Source organism: Pseudomonas sp. IPO3778 (genome assembly GCF_013386825.1).
In the GTDB taxonomy this organism is placed as follows: domain Bacteria; phylum Pseudomonadota; class Gammaproteobacteria; order Pseudomonadales; family Pseudomonadaceae; genus Aquipseudomonas.
In genome coordinates this window covers 129,182-149,465 of the sequence record NZ_JACARC010000043.1, presented here as the reverse complement: position 1 = coordinate 149,465, position 20,284 = coordinate 129,182, and the positions used below count along the sequence as shown (strand labels likewise).

18 protein-coding genes are annotated in these 20,284 nt (G+C 60.5%); 9 read left to right on the top strand and 9 right to left on the bottom strand.

The annotated features are described in order from the left end of the window. The first annotated feature begins 33 nt into the window (after positions 1–33). A complete protein-coding gene (locus HX855_RS23610) occupies positions 34–897 on the top strand; it encodes a S9 family peptidase (RefSeq protein ID WP_177089535.1) in 864 nt (287 codons plus the stop codon). On the opposite strand, the gene HX855_RS23605 is transcribed toward HX855_RS23610, so the two are convergent. The 3 genes from HX855_RS23605 to HX855_RS23595 all read right to left on the bottom strand — a co-directional run bounded on the left by HX855_RS23605 (position 894) and on the right by HX855_RS23595 (position 5,289). Further along, a complete protein-coding gene (locus tag HX855_RS23605) occupies positions 894–3,947 on the bottom strand; it encodes a UDP-N-acetylmuramoyl-tripeptide--D-alanyl-D-alanine ligase (protein WP_177089527.1) in 3,054 nt (1,017 codons plus the stop codon). The two genes, HX855_RS23610 and HX855_RS23605, sit on opposite strands and share 4 nt — an antisense overlap. A 238-nt stretch (positions 3,948–4,185) precedes the next feature. Beyond that, on the bottom strand, positions 4,186–4,386 hold the full coding sequence (locus HX855_RS23600; RefSeq protein ID WP_177089526.1) for a hypothetical protein: 201 nt from the start codon (positions 4,384–4,386) through the stop codon (positions 4,186–4,188). A gap of 558 nt (positions 4,387–4,944) precedes the next feature. Next, positions 4,945–5,289, bottom strand: coding sequence for a cupin domain-containing protein (locus HX855_RS23595; protein ID WP_003212331.1), 345 nt, complete (start codon positions 5,287–5,289; stop codon positions 4,945–4,947). 377 nt (positions 5,290–5,666) lie between these two features. Between HX855_RS23595 and kynB the strand changes: the two genes are divergently transcribed. Continuing rightward, positions 5,667–6,317, top strand: a complete 651-nt coding sequence (kynB, locus tag HX855_RS23590) for an arylformamidase (RefSeq protein ID WP_177089525.1) — start codon at positions 5,667–5,669, stop codon at positions 6,315–6,317. Beyond that, positions 6,314–7,171: a tryptophan 2,3-dioxygenase gene (gene kynA, locus HX855_RS23585; RefSeq protein WP_177089524.1), complete on the top strand. Its 858-nt coding sequence runs from the start codon at positions 6,314–6,316 to the stop codon at positions 7,169–7,171. The genes kynB and kynA overlap by 4 nt, the downstream gene beginning before the upstream one ends. 177 nt (positions 7,172–7,348) lie before the next feature. Here kynA and HX855_RS23580 read toward each other — a convergent pair whose 3' ends face one another. From HX855_RS23580 to antA, 4 genes are all read right to left on the bottom strand, one after another. Beyond that, the gene (locus tag HX855_RS23580) at positions 7,349–8,749 is read right to left on the bottom strand and encodes an amino acid permease (RefSeq protein ID WP_003212324.1); all 1,401 of its coding nucleotides are present in this window, start codon (positions 8,747–8,749) and stop codon (positions 7,349–7,351) included. A gap of 72 nt (positions 8,750–8,821) precedes the next feature. Beyond that, positions 8,822–9,829: an anthranilate 1,2-dioxygenase electron transfer component AntC gene (gene antC / locus HX855_RS23575; RefSeq protein ID WP_177089523.1), complete on the bottom strand. Its 1,008-nt coding sequence runs from the start codon at positions 9,827–9,829 to the stop codon at positions 8,822–8,824. A gap of 201 nt (positions 9,830–10,030) precedes the next feature. Further along, positions 10,031–10,522 carry an anthranilate 1,2-dioxygenase small subunit gene (gene antB, locus HX855_RS23570; RefSeq protein WP_177078907.1) on the bottom strand — a complete coding sequence of 164 codons (492 nt, stop codon included), beginning with the start codon at positions 10,520–10,522 and terminating at the stop codon, positions 10,031–10,033. After that, positions 10,522–11,913 (bottom strand): anthranilate 1,2-dioxygenase large subunit, encoded by a 1,392-nt coding sequence (gene antA, locus HX855_RS23565; RefSeq protein WP_177089522.1) that lies wholly within the window; start codon positions 11,911–11,913, stop codon positions 10,522–10,524. The genes antB and antA overlap by 1 nt, the downstream gene beginning before the upstream one ends. A gap of 312 nt (positions 11,914–12,225) precedes the next feature. Between antA and HX855_RS23560 the strand changes: the two genes are divergently transcribed. Further along, entirely contained in the window at positions 12,226–13,224 is a 999-nt protein-coding gene (locus tag HX855_RS23560) for a helix-turn-helix domain-containing protein (protein WP_177089521.1), read from the top strand. A 144-nt stretch (positions 13,225–13,368) separates the two neighbouring features. Here the strand turns inward: HX855_RS23560 and HX855_RS23555 are convergent, their stop codons facing one another. Continuing rightward, positions 13,369–14,244, bottom strand: coding sequence for a LysR family transcriptional regulator (locus tag HX855_RS23555; RefSeq protein WP_177089520.1), 876 nt, complete (start codon positions 14,242–14,244; stop codon positions 13,369–13,371). A gap of 114 nt (positions 14,245–14,358) precedes the next feature. On the opposite strand from HX855_RS23555, the gene HX855_RS23550 reads away from it, so the two are divergent. From HX855_RS23550 to catA, 3 genes are read left to right on the top strand one after another with little or no spacing between them, the layout of a single operon-like run. Beyond that, entirely contained in the window at positions 14,359–15,483 is a 1,125-nt protein-coding gene (locus tag HX855_RS23550) for a muconate cycloisomerase family protein (RefSeq protein WP_177089519.1), read from the top strand. A 16-nt stretch (positions 15,484–15,499) separates the two neighbouring features. Further along, the gene (catC, locus tag HX855_RS23545) at positions 15,500–15,790 is read left to right on the top strand and encodes a muconolactone Delta-isomerase (protein ID WP_177089518.1); all 291 of its coding nucleotides are present in this window, start codon (positions 15,500–15,502) and stop codon (positions 15,788–15,790) included. Positions 15,791–15,832: 42 nt separating this feature from the next. Next, on the top strand, positions 15,833–16,762 hold the full coding sequence (gene catA, locus HX855_RS23540; RefSeq protein ID WP_177089517.1) for a catechol 1,2-dioxygenase: 930 nt from the start codon (positions 15,833–15,835) through the stop codon (positions 16,760–16,762). Between the two features lie 105 nt (positions 16,763–16,867). Here the strand turns inward: catA and HX855_RS23535 are convergent, their stop codons facing one another. Further along, positions 16,868–17,341, bottom strand: a complete 474-nt coding sequence (locus HX855_RS23535; protein WP_010165517.1) for an Lrp/AsnC family transcriptional regulator — start codon at positions 17,339–17,341, stop codon at positions 16,868–16,870. A 142-nt stretch (positions 17,342–17,483) separates the two neighbouring features. On the opposite strand from HX855_RS23535, the gene kynU reads away from it, so the two are divergent. After that, a complete protein-coding gene (gene kynU, locus HX855_RS23530; RefSeq protein WP_177089516.1) occupies positions 17,484–18,734 on the top strand; it encodes a kynureninase in 1,251 nt (416 codons plus the stop codon). 157 nt (positions 18,735–18,891) lie between these two features. Continuing rightward, positions 18,892–20,284 (top strand): amino acid permease (locus HX855_RS23525; protein ID WP_177089515.1); only part of this gene is annotated, 1,393 nt, incomplete at its 3' end.

The window sequence follows — 20,284 nt, the reverse complement described above, 5'->3', positions numbered from 1 at the left end:
GAGGTGGCTGTGGCCAGGTTTGCATTGTGCTGGGTGTTGCTGTGTGCCGGTGTACCGGGCGTGTGGGCCCTGGGGGATGACTCGACGCCGTTGCTCTGGAACACCCCGGCCGATCAGGCGACCTGCAACCAGACCGACTCTTCGCTGTGGGTCGAGTTGGCCGGGGGCGATGAGTGCATTCGCTATTTTGCCGGGGCGGTGCTGAGCCATGCACCCGTGGTGATCGCGATGTTTCATGGCGACCGTAACGTGGAAATGCACCGCTCGCCCGAGTCGATCCGTGGCAACACCCTGGCGGCCAAGGTCGCGCAAGCCAAGGCCCTCAGCCGGCGTGCAGGTGTGCCAGTGGTGATTGTGGCGCGGCCTGGCACCTACGGCTCCAGTGGCAACCATGGGCAGCGGCGTCAGGCGCGAGAGTTTATTGCGCTGGACGGTGCGCTCAACGAGCTGCGCAAGCGCTACAGCATTGGGCAGTTTGTGTTGTTGGGGCACAGCGGTGGTGCCACGGTGGCGGCGGCGTTGTTGACGTTGGGGCGTACCGATGTGAAGTGTGCGGTCATGACTTCCGGTGCGTTCGCCTTGGTGCAGCGCGCGCAGATGTTGCGTCAAACCCAAGGCCTGCCTTCGCGGCCGGGCCGCGACACCAATGGGTTATTGCACCCCTACGATCCCGTCGAGCACATCGCCGGCATTGCCGTAGCGCCTGCGCGGCCGTTGTTTGTGATTGGCAGCGTGGACGACCAGGTAACACCGTTCGGGTTGCAGGAACGCTTTTTCCAGGGGTTGGTTGGCGCGGGGCATCACGCGCAGTTGGTCAAGGCGCAGGGTGTGCCTGCGGCGTTTCATCAACTGCGCAATGATATTGGCTTGAAAACGGCAGCCGGCTGCGCGGGCTAACCCGCGGGCACGGTTTGTTCGGCCGTGTTCAGCCAATCACAGATCTGCGACAGCCCGGTCCCGCCGGAGCTCTTGACCAGCACCCAATCCCCCGGCTGGAACCACTGATCGGGGTGGCGCGCCAACGCTTGGCTCAATGCCTCGGCATCCTCGAACCACTGCACCGACAGCTCGCCGCGCAGCACCCGGTACAACTCAAGCATCAGTGGCCCGCACAGCACCAAATGCCGAGGCGCCGCCGCCCGCAGCGGGTCGGCCAATTCCAGGTGGTAGCGTTGAGCGTCGGGGCCCAGTTCCAGCATGTCACCCAACACCAACACCCGGTGCCGCGAGGCCACGGGCAGGTCGGCCATTGAGCGCAAGGCGGCGGCCATTGAGCCCGGGTTGGCGTTGTAGGCGTCGTTGATCAGCTGGAAGTGCCCGTCAGTGCATTTGATCGAGAGGATATTGCCTCGACCCTCCACGGGTTTGAAACCGTTCAACACGTCCAGTGCCTGGTCGGCCTCAAGTCCGGCGGCGAACAGCGATGCCAGTACGGCCAGCGCGTTGAGCACCATGTGTCGGCCGCGAGCGCTCAGGCCGAAGCTCAGCCGTTGCGTGCCACGTTGCGCGGTGACGTATACCCGTTCCGTCTCGCTGCACACCTCGAGCAGGCGCACGTCGGCATTGGCGTGTTCGCCATAGCTGGTCACGTGCAAGCGCGCGGTTTCGGCGGCCTGCGCGAATACTTCGTAGTGCGGCATGTCGCGGCACAATACCGCGTGCCCGCCGGGTGCCATCGAGCGGAAGATCGCACTCTTTTTACGCGCCAGGTTTTCCAGGGTACCGTGGTATTCCAGGTGCGCCGGAGCCAGCCCGGTGACAATGGCAATGTGTGGGCGCACCAGTTCCGAGTTGATCAGCATGCGGCCCACAGCCATTTCCATTACCCAGAATGTAGCGGGGCGGGGCATGCTCGCCAGGTTCCAGGCGATGCCATGGGGCAGGTTGGCGTTGGCCTCGGTGTGCCCCACCTCGCCCCAGTGTTTCAACGTGTGGGCGAGCATGGCGACCACGGTGGTTTTGCCGAAGCTGCCGGTGACGCCGAACACCTGGCCAGGGAATTGCTGCCTGGCGTATCGGCCCATTTGCAGCATGGCCTCGCTGGTATCGGCGACCTGCAACACGGGCAGGCCGCTGTTCAGGTAGGGCGTCGGGTCTACGCACAGAAACGCCGAAGGGCGTCGCTCCGGGCTTGCATGGCCCCAGCGCAATGCTGACTGTACTTCGTTGGGCCCCACCTTGCTGGGGTGCCGGTTAAGCATGCGCTGCGGTTTGAAAAACTGCATGGACGGCGTCAAACCCGATGCGTACCAGCCAGCCGGTGGTTGCTTGGCCCACGTGCCTTGGGTCACTCGGGCTAGCGTATTGGCGTCCCAGTACCCATCGAGGGGGGCTGCAATCCGGGCCCGTCTCACTTGCGGCGCGCCGTTGAGCAGGTAGCGGTGGTAGGCAATCAGCCCCGAGAGGTAATGCTCCACATCGTCGATGCGCACCCTGAATGCGTGATGCCGGATAAAAAACGCGCCGACAATGCGCGCAGGGTTGGCGAAATACATCGCCACCTCCGGCCAGAAATACCCGTTGAGCAGATAGCGCGCACGATGATGCAGGGCGCGGTAAAACGCGTGCAGGTCGATCTCGGTGAGCAGGTGGCGCAATTCTGCTTGCTGGTCGATGCGTTCGAGCATCTGTTGCGCGGCCATCATTAATTCCAACAAGGTCGGAAAGGTGGTGATCCGTTGCTGCACGAACCCCAGATAACCGGTGACGTTATTCAAGCCGAAGCGGAAATACTTCTCGTCAGGGCGGTAGCGGGTCAGTTCGTTCACGCAGTAGCTGAGCCAGTGATCGTGCTCGCGCCAGTGCTCTTTTTCGATGAAGTAGTCGAAGGCTTTTTCCACCACGTTCAACCAGCGCTCATCGCCGGTCAGGCCGTAGAGGCGGATCAGCCCGAACGCGGCTTCGCCGTCGTAGTAGATGATCCGGAACGCCTCTTTGACGGCCAGGTCGCGGCCATGCAATACATGCACGAAGGCGCCGGTGGAAGCGTCCTGCATCCAGGCCATGCCATTGGCCAGGGCTTCCAGCACGGGCAGATAGTGGCGGGTACCGGTGACTTCGCTGTATTTCACCAGCGCCAGCAGGCACACGGCATTGCCGCCCAGTTTGATCTCGTCTCCGGTGTCGAGCAGATACGCGGCCACACTGCTGTCGGGCAGCACGTAGGATTTGATGAGCTCCTGGGTGAGGTAGCCCAGCGAGCGGTCGATGGCGGACTTGAGCGTCTCATCGCCGGTCAGTGCCCAGGCCTCGATCATCGAGTAGGTGGTACTGGCATGGCGCAAGGTGTTGTAGTTTTTTATCGCTCGGTCAAAGCACGGGAAGTAGCCGTAGACGAACTGGCCACTGCCCTGCACCTGGGTGCCCAGGTAGCTTGCGGCGGTGGTGATACTTGCCCTTGCCATGCCGGGCTCCAGCGCAGCCAACGTGCGCCAGCCGGTTTCTGTCGGGCCAGGGTTCAGCGCGTGGGGCACGCCGTCTTCGGCACAAAAAACGCCCAGGGTGTCGAACATGAATACCGGGGTGTCGGGTTCAAGGGTGGCGATCAGGTGGGCGGTATCGAGCCCGGCAAAACGGCGCCTGGCGAACACCGAAAAATTTCCGGCATTGAAGATCGCGTGGTTGATAGTGTTGCCGCCGTACAGGATCGCATTGGCGTTCAGTTCCTGTTCGGTAATCGCAATTTGCAGCCTTGCATCGAAGGCGATACCGCGCCGGAAGTAGTTACGCTTGTGACGCTTGAAGCGCGCATTGAGCTCGGCCCAGGTGATGGGGGTTACGTTGATCGCGCATTCGACGCGTATCCATGAACGTTCGACGATGTTGTCCGATTGCACCCGGTCTTGTTTGGAGGCGTCCTGTAATTGTTGTACGCCGCTTTGCCAGGCGGCTTCGAAGTTGTCTGCCGTAATATGAAAAACATGTGCGCGCCGTGTGCTGTCGCTCATGGAGAAAAATAAGGTGCAGGGCAGCGCAGTGTCCGATGATACAGCGGGCCCATTAATTTCCTTGCTCAAATGAGCATAACAAGCAAGTAATTGCTGTTTCACAGGCATGGTTCGTCACCAGTCATTAACTTGGAGAGGAGGGGTGCACAGTTTGATGATTAAACCGCACACCGAGCGATAGATAAGGAGGACGTTATGCCGTGCTTTTTAATAAAGGCAAATCAACCAGGCTTATATATCAGGAATAAAGCGATGAATCCTCTTTCGCCGGCTCCAGGACGGAGGGAGCGACTTGGCTCTCGTATTGCTGGAGATGATCACGAATCAGCTTACGAATGACCTGAGAAATAGTAAGGTCAACTTCCTCAGATAACGACTCCAGGCGCTGCTTGGTCGGATAGTCGATGAGAATGGTCAGGCGTGTTGTTTTGTCAGGCATTTTCTTGATCCTTTTGCAGAAGCGCGGTCTCGACTGCCGCGTGCAGTAAGTACTGGAATACGTGTGGAGCCCTTAGAATAAACCAATGGGTAATCAACGGATTCATTGGAAGTCTAATTCAAATCGCTGTGCGTATTCCATCAATGTGCAGGGAAGGTTGCGATTATGTGAAGTTCTGCACCTTCTCCGTGCTTCTTATTATCATGGGGTTATAACGTTATTGGATTCAGGTATGGATGGATTGCAAGAAAGCTATCTCAAACTGTAGGGGGGTGTCAAAAGCCAATATTATCTATAACTAAAGTAGTGGTTGTACTATTTGGTGAGTTTTATTATGTGTTTGGCGCGCGGCGTCATGAGTTTTTTTCAAGAAAATGGCGCTCACAATATTGTGATACAAAAGACCAATTGATTATTTTTTAATGTTGAGATTTTTGTCGCGAATGGCGGCGTTTGTTATAGGGAGAGGGGTAGGGAGAAGGGGCGATTTTATAAGCGGTGAGGTCGGTTGTTATTGATGCAAAAGGGGCCAGGGCGACCCCTTTTCAGACGGGACGGTCAGGCAAACACAAAATACTTACGCACCGTCTCGACCACTTCCCACGTCCCTTTCATACCCGGCTCCACCACAAAGATATCCCCAGCCCGCAAATGGATCGGCTCCAGGCCGTCCGGGGTGATCACGCAGTAGCCTTCCTGGAAGTGGCAGTATTCCCACTTCACATACTCCACCCGCCACTTGCCCGGGGTGCAGATCCAGGTGCCCATGATCTTGCTGCCGTCCTCGCTGGTGTAGGCATTGAGGTTGACGGTGTGCGGGTCGCCTTCGAGTTTTTCCCATTTGCAGGCGTCCAGCACCGGCAGTGGGTGGGTGTCGCGCAGTACGGTGATCGGCTTGGACATGATGATTCCGTGGCAGTGGGAGGGAAGTCCGAACCCTATCGCCTTGGGCTGCCCGCCAGTGGTCTGAACTCGACATCGGGATGCCCGCAAGCGCCGACTGCCGGTGAGCTCGATCCCTGTAGGAGCGAGCTTGCTCGCGAAGGTCGTTAACGTTGACGTTGGCTTCCTGACTCAACGAGGCGCTCTCGAGTTTTTCGCGAGCAAGCTCGCTCCTACAGGGGGAGTTGCCCAGCTTGGTGCTTTTGAAACATCCAATCACCAATCAGCCATTTCATCGCAGTAAGTGCGAAAGATTTCCTGCTTTGCGCTGGAATTCGCAAGAATATTTACAGCTGGCCCTCGTATCATTCACCCCAGTAACGACCGAGAGCCTTGAAATGAATCCAATAAAAACGTGGTGGGACATCAGCCCGCCCTTGAGCACCGCGACCCCGACCTGGCCGGGTGATACGCCGTTTCAGGAAGAGCGGGTCTGGCAGTTCGGCCCCGAGTGCCCGGTGAATGTGGGGCGCGTCACCCTGTCGCCCCACACTGGCGCCCACGTGGACGCCCCGCTGCACTACAGCGCTGACGGTGCACCGATCGGCGAAGTGTCCCTGGAGGTGTACATGGGCCCGTGCCGGGTGCTGCATTGCCTGGGCAGTGGCGCGCTGGTGCAGCCGCACCAATTGGAAGGTCACCTGGAAAACCTGCCGGAGCGGGTGCTGCTGCGCACTTATCAACAGGCACCGCTGGAGGCCTGGGATTCGAATTTCACCGCGGTCGCACCCCAAACCGTCGAGCTGCTGGCCGGCCTCGGTGTGCGCCTGATTGGTATCGACACGCCGTCCCTCGACCCGCAGCAGTCCAAGACCATGGATTCCCACAACGCCGTCGCCCGTCATGGCATGGCGATTCTCGAAGGCATCGTCCTCGACGACGTACCGCAGGGCGATTACGAGTTGATCGCGCTGCCGCTGCGTTTTGCCAACCTCGATGCCAGCCCGGTACGCGCAATCCTGCGCCCGCTCAAGGAGCCCACGCGATGAGCCAGTGTCCTTTCTCCCCTGACTACCAGCCGCCGGAAGAATGGCATAACGCCGAGCTGAATTTTTCCGAGTCCATGAGCTATGGCGACTACCTGGACCTGGGCAAAGTGCTCAGCGCCCAGCACCCGCTGTCGCCGGACCACAACGAGATGCTGTTCATCATCCAGCACCAGACCTCGGAGTTGTGGATGAAGCTGATGCTCCACGAACTCAAGGCCGCCCGCGAACACGTGCGGTTGGGTGAGTTGCCGCCGGCGTTCAAGATGCTGGCACGGGTGTCGCGGATCTTTGACCAACTGGTGCACGCCTGGGCGGTGCTGGCGACCATGACGCCGTCGGAGTACAAGTCGATTCGCCCGTACCTGGGCCAGTCGTCGGGTTTCCAGTCGTTCCAGTACCGGGAAATCGAATTCATCCTCGGCAACAAAAGCGCCGCGCTGTTGCGGCCTCACGCCCATCGCCCGGAATTGTTGAAAGAGTTGCAGGTGGCGATTGCCACGCCGTCACTGTATGACGAGGCGATCAACCTGATGGCCAAGGCCGGGCTGGCCATCGACCCGCAGCGCGCCGAGCGCGACCCGACGGCGCCGACGGTTCACGATGAGTCCGTGGAGGCGGCGTGGCGCGAGGTGTATCGCGAGCCGAGCCGGTATTGGGACCTGTACCAACTGGCCGAAAAGTTTATCGACCTGGAAGACTCCTTCCGCCAATGGCGTTTCCGCCATGTCACCACGGTGGAACGGATCATCGGCTTCCAGCCCGGCACTGGCGGCACCGAAGGCGTGGGCTACCTGCGCAAGATGCTCGACACCGTGCTGTTCCCCGAGCTGTGGCGGGTGCGTTCCACGTTGTAACCAAGGCCCAACAAAAAGCCACGGTACTCATGAGTACCGGGGCTTTTCATTTGCAATGCGATCCAAGGGTGGGAGCGGGCTTGCTCGCGAAAGCGGTGGGTCAGTCAATACATCAGGTGACTGACACGACGCCTTCGCGAGCAAGCCCGCTCCCACACAAGCCCGCTCCCACATGGGTTATTGCGCTGTGACTGCCTTCGCGTTATTCAAGCGCAACCGGTACGCCACGTAGATAATCCCGACCCACACCGGAATCGCATACACCGACGCCCGCACGCCCGGAATCGCCAGCATCACGCAGATGATCATCAGCATGAACGCCAGGCACAGGTAGTTGCTGAACGGAAACCAGAAGGTCTTGAACGACGGCACCACGCCTTGCTCGCCCATGGCCTTGCGGAACTTGATGTGGGTGAGGCTGATCAGCGCCCAGTTGATCATCAGCGAGGCAACCACCAGGGCAAACAGCAGCTCCAGTGCATCATGGGGCGCGACGTAGTTGATCACCACACACAGCAGCGTCACCAGGGCCGAAATGCCCAGGGCGCGCAACGGTACGCCTTGCTTGTTCAACTTCATCAGCGCTTTGGGCGCATCGCCTTGCTCGGCCAGGCCGAACAGCATGCGGCTGTTGCAGTACACGCCGCTGTTGTACACCGACAGCGCCGCGGTCAGTACCACGAAGTTGAGGATGTGGGCGGCGGTGTCGTTACCGATCAAGGAAAAGATCTGCACAAACGGGCTGCCGCTGTAGGCATCGCCCGACGCGCCGAGGGTTTGCAGCAGTTGGTCCCACGGGTACAACGACAGCAGCACGGTGAGTGCGCCGACGTAGAAAATCAGGATCCGGTACACCACCTGGTTGATCGCCTTCGGGATCACCTTGCGTGGCTCGCTGGCTTCGGCGGCGGTAATCCCCACCAGCTCCAGGCCGCCGAACGAGAACATGATGAACGCCATGGACATCAACAGCCCCATGCCGCCATTAGGGAAGAACCCGCCGTGGCTCCACAGGTTGCTCACCGAGGCTTGGGGGCCGCCGGTGCCGCTGAACAGCAGGTAGCAGCCAAGCACGATCATGCCGACAATCGCCACCACCTTGATGATCGCGAACCAGAACTCGGTCTCACCGAAGAACTTCACGTTGAGGGTGTTGATCAGGTTGACCAGCACAAAGAACACCACCGCGCTGACCCAGGTCGGAATCTCCGGCCACCAGAACTGGATGTACTTGCCCACCGCCGTCAGCTCGGCCATGCCTACCAGTACGTAGAGTACCCAGTAGTTCCAGCCGGCGAGGAAGCCTGCGTAACCGCCCCAGTACTTGTGGGCGAAGTGGCTGAAGGAGCCGGCCACCGGCTCCTCGACGATCATCTCGCCCAGCTGGCGCATGATCAGGAACGCGATAAAACCGGCTACCGCATAGCCCAGGATCATCGACGGCCCTGCCGACTTGAGTACGCCCGCCGAGCCGAGGAACAGCCCGGTCCCGATCGCCCCTCCCAAGGCAATCAGCTGAATATGCCGGTTCTTCAGGCCACGCTTGAGGCCCACCGGGTTAACCATGTCATCCGCCATTAACATTCCCTTTTACTTGTTTTTTTTCCGGGGTGATCGCCTACCGAACCCGCCCCTCATACCGCTGAGGGGTCAGATATTACTCTCGGTAAACTTTTCGTAATACAGCTGAACGCCATCAAGTGCCTGATCCAGCAGCCATTGTTTGATGGATTCGACCATCGGCGGGGGGCCGCACACGTACATATCCGCCGATTGATCCCGCAATTCGGCCAGGTCGAAATGCTCGGTAAGGTAGCCGCGCTTGCCGTTCCAGTCGGAAGGCGGGTCGCTGAGCACTTCGGTGTAGCGAAAGCCCGGGATTTTTTCGGCGTAGGCGTTGATGCGGGCGGCCTCGCACAAATCGGCCGCGCCGCGTACGCCGTAGTACAGGTGCACCGGCTGCTGGCAACCGTTGGCGGCCAGTTCATCGAGCATGCCCAGCAGCGCGGATAACCCGGTGCCGCCGGCCACCAATACCAGCGGCTGGGTGACGTGCCTTAAATAGAAGGCGCCCAGTGGTGCTTCCAGCATAAGTTCGTCACCTACCTGGCAGCGCTCGCGGATGTAGTTGCTCATCACGCCATCGGGCAGCAGGCGGATCAGGAACTGCAACCGGTTGCCCGGGCGGTTGGCGAAGGAGTAGGAGCGCCAACGGTCGGTACCGGGAATCGACAGGCGGGCGTATTGGCCCGGCAGATAATCCAATGGGTTTTCAAGTTGCAGGTGCAGGATCGCCGTGCTGGCCGAGACCTGTTGCACTTCGCTCACCGTGCTGCGGATTTGGACCGGCCCCGGCGCGTTGCACAGGCTGGAATCAAAATCGAAATAAAACGCCGCGTCGGATTGGACCCGGGTCTGGCAACTGAGCATTTTGCGTTGTTGCAGGTCGAGGCTGGAGAGGGCTTCCTCGTCCACGTAGTCCTGAGTGAAGTCGCCGGACTCGCAACGACCCTGGCAGGTACCGCACACGCCTTCGCGGCAGTCGAGCGGGATGTTGATCCCGTTGCGCAGTGCCGCGTCCAGCAGGATCTCATGGGCGCCCACCGGGAAAAACAGGGTCTTGCCGTCGGCAAAACTGAAGGCCACTTTGTGATTCATTCGCAGAGCTCCGCGAGTTTAGTTGTTGTATCTGGCGAGCGAGCTTTTGTGGCGAGGGGCTTGTCCCCCGTTGGGCTGCGAAGCGGCCCCAAATCCAGGCACCGCGATCCATCTGTCAGACCTCGTTATTGGGGCTGCTGCGCAGCCCAACGGGGGGCAAGCCCCCTCGCCACAGGATCGCGCCCGCCACAAAAGCGCGTGTCACAGGTGATAGAAATCCAGCACCGAGTTGATGGTGTCGTTGAGCAGCAGCGCATGCTTGCGGGTGATCAACCAGCTGTCGCCATCGGGCTTGAGGCTGTAAGTGGCGCTGCCGTAGAACTGCTCCGACGTCGCCAGCCGATAGAACAGGGTGTGCCAGTTCAGCTTCACTTCCAGCAGCCCGTCCGCTTGCTCGGCAATCCGCACGTTATTAATCAGGTGCAGCGTTCTCGGCATCGGCGTGGCCGACGCCGCCTTGCCGGTGCGCAGGCGAAACACACGGTCTTCCAGCCCCGAACGGTTGGCGTAATAGATCAGCGACATCTCGCGCTTGGGGTCGCGGGTGTAGACGTGTTCCGAGTCCCACTGCGGCAGGTGGAATTCACTCTGCGGGTCGAACAACTGCACGTAGGCGTCCCAGTCCTGGGCATCGCACAGCTCGGATTTACGGTAAAAAAACTGCTCGATCCGGTACTGCAATTGCGCATTCATCATTCCACCTCCCGCAGTTTCAGGGCTTGGGCATCGAGGCCGTCCAGCAGGAATTTCTGCCAGTTGCGGTGCTGGTTGACGTACAGCCCTTCGTGGGTGAGCTCGGTGCCGGTCATCGCCGGCTGGATGCCGATGGATTCACTGTTGGGCGTCGGCCCGGTTTCCCAGCGGTGGCTGCCACGGGAGATATCGCTCCAGCGTTCCAGGCGACCCTGGAAGCCACGCTGGGCTTCGCGAAACTCCACCAGGTCATCCGGTGTGCCCATGCCCGACACGTTGAAGAAGTCCTCGAACTGGCGAATGCGGTTTTCGCGGTCGGCGTCAGACTCGCCCTTCACCCCCAGGCACTGGCTGATGATCTCGGTCTTGTTCCACGCGATGGGGCGGATGATCCGCAACTGCGAGCTGATCTGGTCGAGGAAGAACAGGCTCGGGTAGATGTTCAGGTTGCGCAGGCGGTGCATCATCCACTCGGCTTTTTGCTGGCCATGCTCTTCGATCAGGCGCGGCATGATGGTGGCGTAGCCCGAACGCACGGTGGGGTTGGGCATGTCGCTGAACAACAGGCTGTGGCCATTGTTGAACGCAAACCAGCCGTCATCGGTGTTGGCGTCGCCGGCGCCGAGCTTGCTGTAGTCCAGTGTGGTGCCGGACCCGGTGCCGTTCTCGGTGTTGACCTGCTGGCGATGCTGCACCGTGGCCACATAGTTGTAGTGCACGGTGCTGACGTGATAACCGTCCAGGCCGTTTTCGTTTTGCAGTTTCCAGTTGCCGTCGTAGGTGTAGGCCGACTTGCCCGGCAGTACTTCCAGCTCACCGGTAGCCGACTGGGCGACCATCATGTCGAAGAACACTTTGGCGTCGCCGAGGAAGTCTTCCAGGCTGTCGCTGCCGTTCACGTCCAGGCTGATAAATACGAAGCCCTTGTAGCTCTCGATGCGCGCCTTTTTCAGGCCGCGAGTGGCCTTGTCGAACCCTTCGGGGTATTCCCCCGGCGCCTTGACCTTCACCAGCCGGCCGTCGCTCTTGTAGCACCAGGCGTGGAACGGGCAGGTGAAGGTGGACTGGTTGCCCTTGCCGACCCGGGTCAGCGTCGTGCCGCGATGCTGGCAGGCGTTGATCAGCGCGTTGAGCTGGCCTTCGCCGTCGCGGGTGATGATCATCGGCTGGCGTCCGGCGCGCATCGTCACGAAGTCATGTTTGTTGGCCAATTCACTTTCGTGGCAGGCGTAGATCCAGTTCTTTTCGAAGATCAGTTCCATCTCCAGATCAAACAGCTGTGGCTCGGTGAACATGTCCCGGGCGATGCGGAACACTTCATCCACCGGACGAAAGTCCAGGCAGCCTTCGATAAAACTCTTCCACTGCTCAACGCTTCTTGCACCACTCATGGGAGGCACCTTTTGGGTAATGGCTAAACGGGTAGGCCATTAAGAGGCTGCAGTGGGGCGGTGGGCTATCCGGTTAATCGGGGAAGGTGGGCCACTTAGTTGTGCACGAAATACCCACGGCGGTGCAGGGCGGTGGCGGAATGCGCTACTGTCTTGCAAGGTGATTGTCGGAAAAGTCTGCTTGTTATCCACTTAGTCGACGGTTGCTATCCACCCAATGGCGATCCCGCTGGCGTGGCGCAAAACTTGCTGTTGCTCTACCAGGACGCGCCGTCAGAGCGCGCCGGCCACAATTGCCGTGGGTGCCCCGTGATGAATAGCAATACACGCGATATACGTATCGAGCGCTTCGACCTTGAAGGCGCCTGCAGCTGGATGTCCGGCATTTGTGGGCCGCACCGGCTGCAAACCGCAACGCCGGAACGTATCCGCTTTCACCACAGCGCCAATGTGTTCAAGTCCCGCGCCACGACGCTGGGGATTATCGAATACGGCACCGACGTCACCATCGACATTGAAGACACCGAGCATTTCAGCAGCTACAGCCTGACCCTGCCGTTGGTGGGCGAGCAGGAGCTGAGCAAGAACGGCGAACGGCTCAGGTCCAACCGTGACCAGGGCGTGATCATCTCGCCCAACGAACACCAGGTGCTGGAGATCTCCGGCGATTGCCGCAAGTTGCAGGTGGTGATCACCCGGGCGGCCATGAGCGAATCCCTGGAAGGCTTGCTGCAACGGCCGATTGAAGCGCCCTTGCGCTTTGAGTCGGTGATGGACGCGGTGGACGGCGCCTCCGCGTCGTGGTGGCGCATGGCGCGGTATTTCATCGCCGAGCTTGAGCGCAGCAGCGAGCTGTACGACCAGGCCGCGTTTACCCAGGACCTGGAAAGCTCGCTGATCAAGGGCCTGATCCTGGCCCAGCCGAATAACTATTCCGAAGAACTGCGGGACGTGCTGGGGGTGAAGCTGCCGCACTATTTGATCCGTGCCCGGCAGTACATCCACGACAACGCCCGGGAGGCGGTGCACCTGGAGGATTTGGAGGCGGCGGCGGGCGTGTCGCGCTTCAAGCTGTTCGATGCCTTCCGCAAATACTTCGCCCTGTCGCCCATGGCCTATCTGAAGAAATACCGCCTGGGCGCCGTGCGCCAGCAAATCCTCGAACACGGCTCAACCCGTACCATCTCCGAAATCGCCCTGGGCTGGGGCTTTACCCACCTGGGGCGCTTCTCGGCCGAGTACCGCAAGCTGTTCGACGAATCACCCAGCCAGACCCTTCAGCGCAACGATGCCCGGCGCATGCGTGGCTGAACACATTACTCAAAAACAACGGAGATCAACTGTGGGAGCTGGCTTGCCTGCGATAGCGGTGGATCAGCATGCATTTTCTTTTCTGGCTCACCGCTATCGCAGGCAAGCCAGCTCCCACAGGGGATTTGTGTTGGTTGTGAGATCTCAGATCAACTCTTCCACCAATTGCAGGCAATGATTAAGCCCCGGCGACTGGTCATTGATCCGCCGGCTGAGAATGATCGGCGAGGTGGCGGTGGCTTCCACCACCGGCGTGTAGCCAATGTCTGCGCGGTGCAGCACTTGCACCGAGGCCGGCACCAGGGTCACGCCCATGCCCGCGCCGACCAGGCCGATAGCGGTCTGCAATTCATTGGTCCACTGCGACACCTTCAGGCTCAAGCCGTGGGCGTCAAACAGCGCGATCACATGGTCGGCGTAGCTCGGGCGCGGGTTGCCGGGGTACAGCACGAAGGGCTCTGCGGCCAACTGCGCCAGGGTGGCCGGCGCGCCGAGCAAGGGGTGCCCGGCCGGCAGGACCGCCACCAGTCGATCCTCCACCAATACCCGCTGCACAATGGCCGGGTCGTCGATGCGAATCCGCCCGAAACCCACATCAATGCGCCCGGCCTTGAGCGCTTCGACCTGTTGCAGGGTGGTCATTTCCGACAGGCCCAACTCCAGTTCCAGGCCATCGTGGCTGCGCAGCCGGCGAATCAACTCGGGCAGCACGCCATACAGCGTCGACGGCGCAAAACCGATGCCCAGCCAGGTCTTCTGCCCCAGGCCGATACGCCGGGTGTTGTCGCACACCTTGCCCAGTTGCTCCAGCAGCACATTGGCGTGTTCGTAGAAAAACCGCCCGGCCTCGGTAAGGCGCAACGGCCGGCCGCGCTCCAGCAGGATCACACCCAGTTCGTCTTCCAGTTGCTGGATCTGCCGGCTCAACGGCGGCTGGGCAATGTGCAGGCGTTCGGCGGCGCGGGTGAAGTTGAGGGTTTCACCCAGCACCTGAAAGTAACGCAGATGGCGCAGTTCCATACGGACTCCTTTCATACCTTGGGGGTATTGTTCGAGACCAATTCTATATTGGAAGCCAGAAAAAATGCGGTACAGAATCGGCCAAAATCAATAAAGAACCCAACGGGTATTGCCATGCCGATTTGCGCCATCGAGTCGATCGAGACCATCATCGTCGACCTCCCCACCATCCGCCCGCACAAGCTGGCGATGCACACGATGCAGAACCAGACCCTGGTGATCATCCGCGTGCGCTGCGCCGACGGCATCGAAGGCATTGGTGAATCCACCACCATCGGGGGCCTGAGCTACGGCAATGAAAGCCCCGACAGCATCAAGATCAACATCGACCGGCACTTTGCGCCGCTGCTGCTGGGTCAGGACGCCAGCAACATCAACGCGGCCATGTTGCGCCTGGAGCGCAGCATTCGGGGCAACACCTTTGCCAAGTCGGGCATCGAAAGCGCGTTGCTCGATGCCCTCGGCAAGCGCATGAACCTGCCAGTCAGCGAATTGCTCGGCGGCCGCGTACGGGACGCCTTGCCGGTGGCCTGGACCCTGGCCAGCGGCAACACCGAAAAAGACATCGCCGAGGCCGAGAAGATGCTCGACCTGCGCCGCCACCGCATCTTCAAATTGAAGATCGGCGCCGGTGACGTCAGCCAGGACCTGGCCCACGTGATCGCGATCAAAAAAGCCCTGGGCGACCGCGCCAGTGTACGGGTCGACGTCAACCAGGCCTGGGACGAAGCCGTGGCCCTGCGCGCCTGCAAGGTGCTGGGGGACAACGGTATCGACCTGATCGAACAACCGATTTCGCGCAACAACCGTGGCGGCATGGTGCGGCTCAACCTGTCGAGCCCGGCACCGATCATGGCCGACGAATCCATCGAATGTGTGGAAGACGCCTTCAACCTGGCCCGCGAAGGCGCGGCCTCGGTGTTCGCCCTGAAGATCGCCAAAAACGGCGGCCCGCGTGCGGTGTTGCGCACCGCCGCGATTGCCGAGGCGGCGGGTATCGGCCTGTACGGCGGCACCATGCTCGAAGGCGGTATCGGCACCCTGGCCTCGGCCCATGCCTTTCTCACCTTGAACAAACTGGCGTGGGACACCGAACTGTTCGGCCCGCTGCTGCTCACCGAAGACATCCTGGCCGAACCGCTGGTGTACCGCGATTTCCACCTGCATGTCTCCACCGCTCCGGGCCTGGGCCTGGCCATCGATGAAGAGCGCCTGGCGTTCTTCCGTCGCGATAAATAACCCGAGGACACCTGCGATGTTGTTCCACGTAAAAATGACCGTGAACCTGCCCGTCGACATGAACCCCGAGCGTGCCGCTGCCCTCAAGGCGGAAGAAAAAGCCTTCTCGCAGCGCCTGCAACAAGAGGGCAAATGGCGCCACCTGTGGCGCATCGCCGGGCTGTACGCCAACTACAGCGTGTTCGACGTCGACAGCGTGCAAGAACTGCATGACCTGTTGATGCAACTGCCGCTTTATCCTTACATGGCCATCGAAGTGAATGCCCTGTGCCGGCATCCATCGTCGATCCGTGAGGATGATCGCTGAGTCTGTTTTTTCACCTAATAATTACAAGATGAGGATTGCACCATGTCCATCCGACTTTCCCAGACTGCTCACGCCCAACAGTTTCTCGAAGAAGCCAGCGGCAACCTTAACGACGGCGGCAACCCACGGGCCAAGGCGCTGGTCTACCGGATCCTGCGGGACACGGTCAACATCATCGAAGACCTGGAAGTGACCCCGGAAGAGTTCTGGAAGGCGGTCAACTACCTCAACGAACTGGGCAAGAACCAGGAGGCCGGGTTGCTCGCGGCAGGGCTGGGCCTGGAGCATTACCTGGACATGCTGATGGACGCGGCGGACGAGGAAGCCGGCAAATCCGGCGGCACCCCACGCACCATCGAAGGCCCGTTGTATGTGGCCGGGGCGCCGCTGTCCCAGTACGAAGCGCGGTTGGATGACGGGCTGGATCCGGGTGTGCCGCTGTTCATGCAGGGCCAGGTGCGCGACACCGATGGCAAACCGTTGGCGGGGGCGATTGTGGATGTGTGGCAGGCCAATACCGGCGGCACGTATTCGTGGTTCGACGGCACGCAATCGGAGTTCAACCTGCGCCGGCGGATCGAGACCGATGCCCAGGGCAACTATCGTTTCCGCAGCATCGTGCCGTCCGGTTATGGCTGCCCGCCGACCGGGCCGACCCAGCAGTTGCTCGACCAGTTGGGGCGCCACGGCCAGCGGCCGGCGCATATTCACTTCTTCATCTCGGCACCGGGCCACCGGCACCTGACCACGCAGATCAACCTGTCGGATGACCCGTACCTGCATGATGATTTTGCCTATGCGACCCGGGATGAATTGATCGCCGAAATTCGCTTCAGCGAGGACGCGAACCTGGCGAAGGAATTTGGCGTGGAAGGGCAGTTTGCGCAGATTGATTTTGACTTTGAGTTGCAGCCGGCGGCGGCGCCCGTAGAGCAAAAACGCATGCAGCGAGTCCGTGCGCTCGAAGACTGAACGCGGTAAAAAATGTGGGAGCTGGCTTGCCTGCGATAGCGGTGGTGAATGAAACACCGCTATCGCAGGCAAGCCAGCTCCCACCTTTGATGTGTGGTGTTCGTGCTATTTGCGAACAACCAGGTCCAGCAAGTCATCCCGGTCCTTAATCTTCTGCAACACGATCTCCGAGCGAATATCCATCACCCCCGCCGTGCGGTTCAGGTGGTTCACGATAAAGTCCGAAAAGTGCTTGAGGTTGCGCGCCTGCACCCGCAACACATAGTTGCTCGCCCCGGTAATCACATACGCACTGGCCACCTCCGGCCACCCTTGCACCTTCTTGATGAACGTCTCGTGCCAATCCTCCACATCCTGGCGCAACGACAGGTGGACGATGGCCTCAAGTTCAATCCCCAGGTGCTCAGCGTTCAACACTGCCCGATACCCACTGATGATGCCCTCGCTCTCCAGCAGGCGTAAACGCCGCAGGCAGGCCGATGGTGACAAGGCGACTTTCTCCGCCAGTTCCTGGTTGCTGATACGGCCATCCTGTTGCAGGAAATGCAGAAGGCGCAGGTCGGTGGCGTCGAGCATCATGGTTAGAATAAATCCGCGTGTTTGGGGGTTAAATTCGAATTTCCTACAGCTTAATTAGCCTGTTGCCCACCACTTTGCACGAAAATTCTCTAAAGCTTCGTTCATTATTTGGCTCATTGTTACTACAAGAACAGGACTGACCATGACCACCCGCACCGATTGCCTGACCCTCGACGCCCAGGATCCGCTGGCGCCACTGCGCAACCAATTCGCCTTGCCGGCCGGGGTCATCTACCTCGACGGCAACTCCCTCGGTGCGCGCCCGGTGGCTGCATTGGCGCGGGCGCACGCGGTGATCGCCGAGGAGTGGGGCAACGGGCTGATTCGCAGTTGGAATAGCGCCGGTTGGGCCGACCTGTCCCAGCGCCTGGGCAATCGCCTGGCGCCGCTGATCGGTGCCCGCGACGGTGAAGTGGTGATCACCGACACCACCTCCATCAACCTGTTCAAGGTACTCAGCGCGGCCCTGACCGTGCAGCGCGAGCGGGCGCCGAGCCGCAAGGTGATCGTCAGCGAAGCGAGCAATTTCCCCACCGACCTGTACATCGCCGAAGGCCTCACCGAACTGCTGCAACAGGGCTATTCCCTGCGCCTGGTGAACAGCCCGGACGAACTGCCGCACGCCATCGACCAAGACACCGCCGTGGTGATGCTCACCCACGTCAACTACAAGACGGGCTACATGTACGACATGCAGGCCCAGACCGCGTTGAGCCATGAATGTGGCGCGCTGGCGATCTGGGACTTGGCGCACTCGGCGGGCGCGGTGCCGGTCGACCTGCATCAGGCGGGCGCCGATTACGCGATTGGCTGCACCTACAAATACCTCAACGGCGGGCCCGGCTCCCAGGCGTTTGTGTGGGTCAACCCGGCGCTGGTGGATGTGGTCACGCAGCCGCTGTCGGGCTGGTTCGGGCATACCCGGCAGTTCGCCATGGAGTCGCGCTATGCGCCGAGCCAGGGCATTGCGCGCTACCTGTGCGGCACCCAGCCGATTACCTCACTGGCGATGGTGGAGTGTGGCCTGGATATTTTTGCCCAGACCGACATGGCCAGCCTTCGTACTAAATCCCTGGCGTTGACTGACCTGTTTATCGCGTTGGTGGAGTCCCGTTGCGCCGCCCACGAATTGACCCTGATCACCCCGCGTGAACATGCCCGGCGCGGCAGCCATGTCAGCTTTGAACACCCGCAAGGTTATGCGGTTATCCAGGCCTTGATCGCCCGTGGCGTGATTGGTGATTATCGCGAGCCGCGCATCATGCGGTTTGGGTTTACGCCGTTGTACACAAGCTTCACTGAAGTGTGGGACGCCGTGGAAATCCTCGGCGAGATTCTCGACCAGAAAACCTGGGACCAGCCGCAATTCAAAGTGCGCCATAGCGTTACCTGATACAACACAAAACCCCTGTGGGAGCTGGCTTGCCTGCGATGGCATCACTTTGGTTTAACTGACATACCGAGGTGTCTGCATCGCAGGCAAGCCAGCTCCCACAAGGTTCAGGGCAAGCAACAAGCAGTGCAACCACAATAATAAAGGGGCACGCCACGTGACCACGCCAGACCAAGGCTTTGCCGAAATAACCAATCGCGAGTTGGGCCTCAGGCGCCAGCTCACTTCCGGCCAGATGAGCATGATCGCCATCGGTGGCGCCATCGGCACCGGGCTGTTCATGGGCAGTGCTTATGCCATCGGCTATGCCGGGCCCAGTGTGCTGGTCAGCTATGCCATCGGCGCGCTGATCACCTTGCTGTTGATGGGCTGCCTGGCAGAGATGACGGTCGCGCATTCCACCTCGGGTTCCTTCGGCGCGTATGCCGAGTTTTACGTCAGCCCGCTCGCGGGCTTCCTGGTGCGGTATGCGTACTGGGCGGCGATTGTGCTGGCGGTGGGCGCCGAGGTCACGGCGGTGGCGATGTACATGAAGTACTGGTTCGCCAACGTGCCGGAGTGGGTGTGGATCGTGTCGTTTTCCAGCGTGTTGATCGTGCTCAACGCCATCAGCGTCAAGACCTTCGGCAACTTCGAGTACTGGTTCTCCACGATCAAGATCAGCGCCATCGTCGGCTTCATCATCCTCGCGGTGTATGTGGTGTTCGGCTCCGGCAACCCGGATTACGGCGTGCAGCATTACACCGCCCACGGCGGCTTTTTCCCGAACGGGTTGAGCGGCATGTGGATCGCGGTGATCGTCTCGATTTTCAGCTACCTGAGCGTGGAAATGATCGCGGTGGCCGCCGGTGAAGCGGCCGACCCGGAGCAGGCGGTGAAGAAAGCGTTCCGCGCAACCATCGTGCGGCTGGTGGTGTTCTACCTGCTGACCCTGGCGCTGATGTTGGCCATCGTGCCGTGGAACCAGGCCGGGCATGCCCAGAGCCCGTTCGTCACGGTGATGCAGACCATCGGCATTCCCGGCGCCACTGGGGTGATGAACTTCGTGATCCTGATCGCCGCGCTGTCGGCGATGAACAGCCAGCTCTACATCACCACCCGCATGATGTTCAGCCTGTCCCGCGCCGGTTTTGCGCCCAAGTCCATGGGCACCTTGAGCAAGAGCGGGATCCCGTTGAACGCGTTGCTGCTGTCCAGCTCGGGCATCGCCCTGGCGACCCTGTTGAACGTGGTGTACCCGGAAAGCTCGTTCACCCTGATGATGGCGATCTCGATGTTTGGCGCGATCTTCACCTGGTTCATGATCTTCCTCACGCACCTGTTTTTCCGCCGCTATCGCCAACGTCACGGCGGGGCGAAGCTGTCGTTCCAACTGGCGCTGTTTCCCTACAGCACCCTGCTGGGGCTGGTGCTGATGGGGGCGGTGATGATCACCACGTTCTTCACCGACGCGTTCAAGATGACGCTGGTGTTCGGGGTGCCGTTCCTGCTGATTCTGTCGCTGGTGTACTACGTGTTCTTCCGCAAGGGCCGCCAAACCCCTGTAGGAG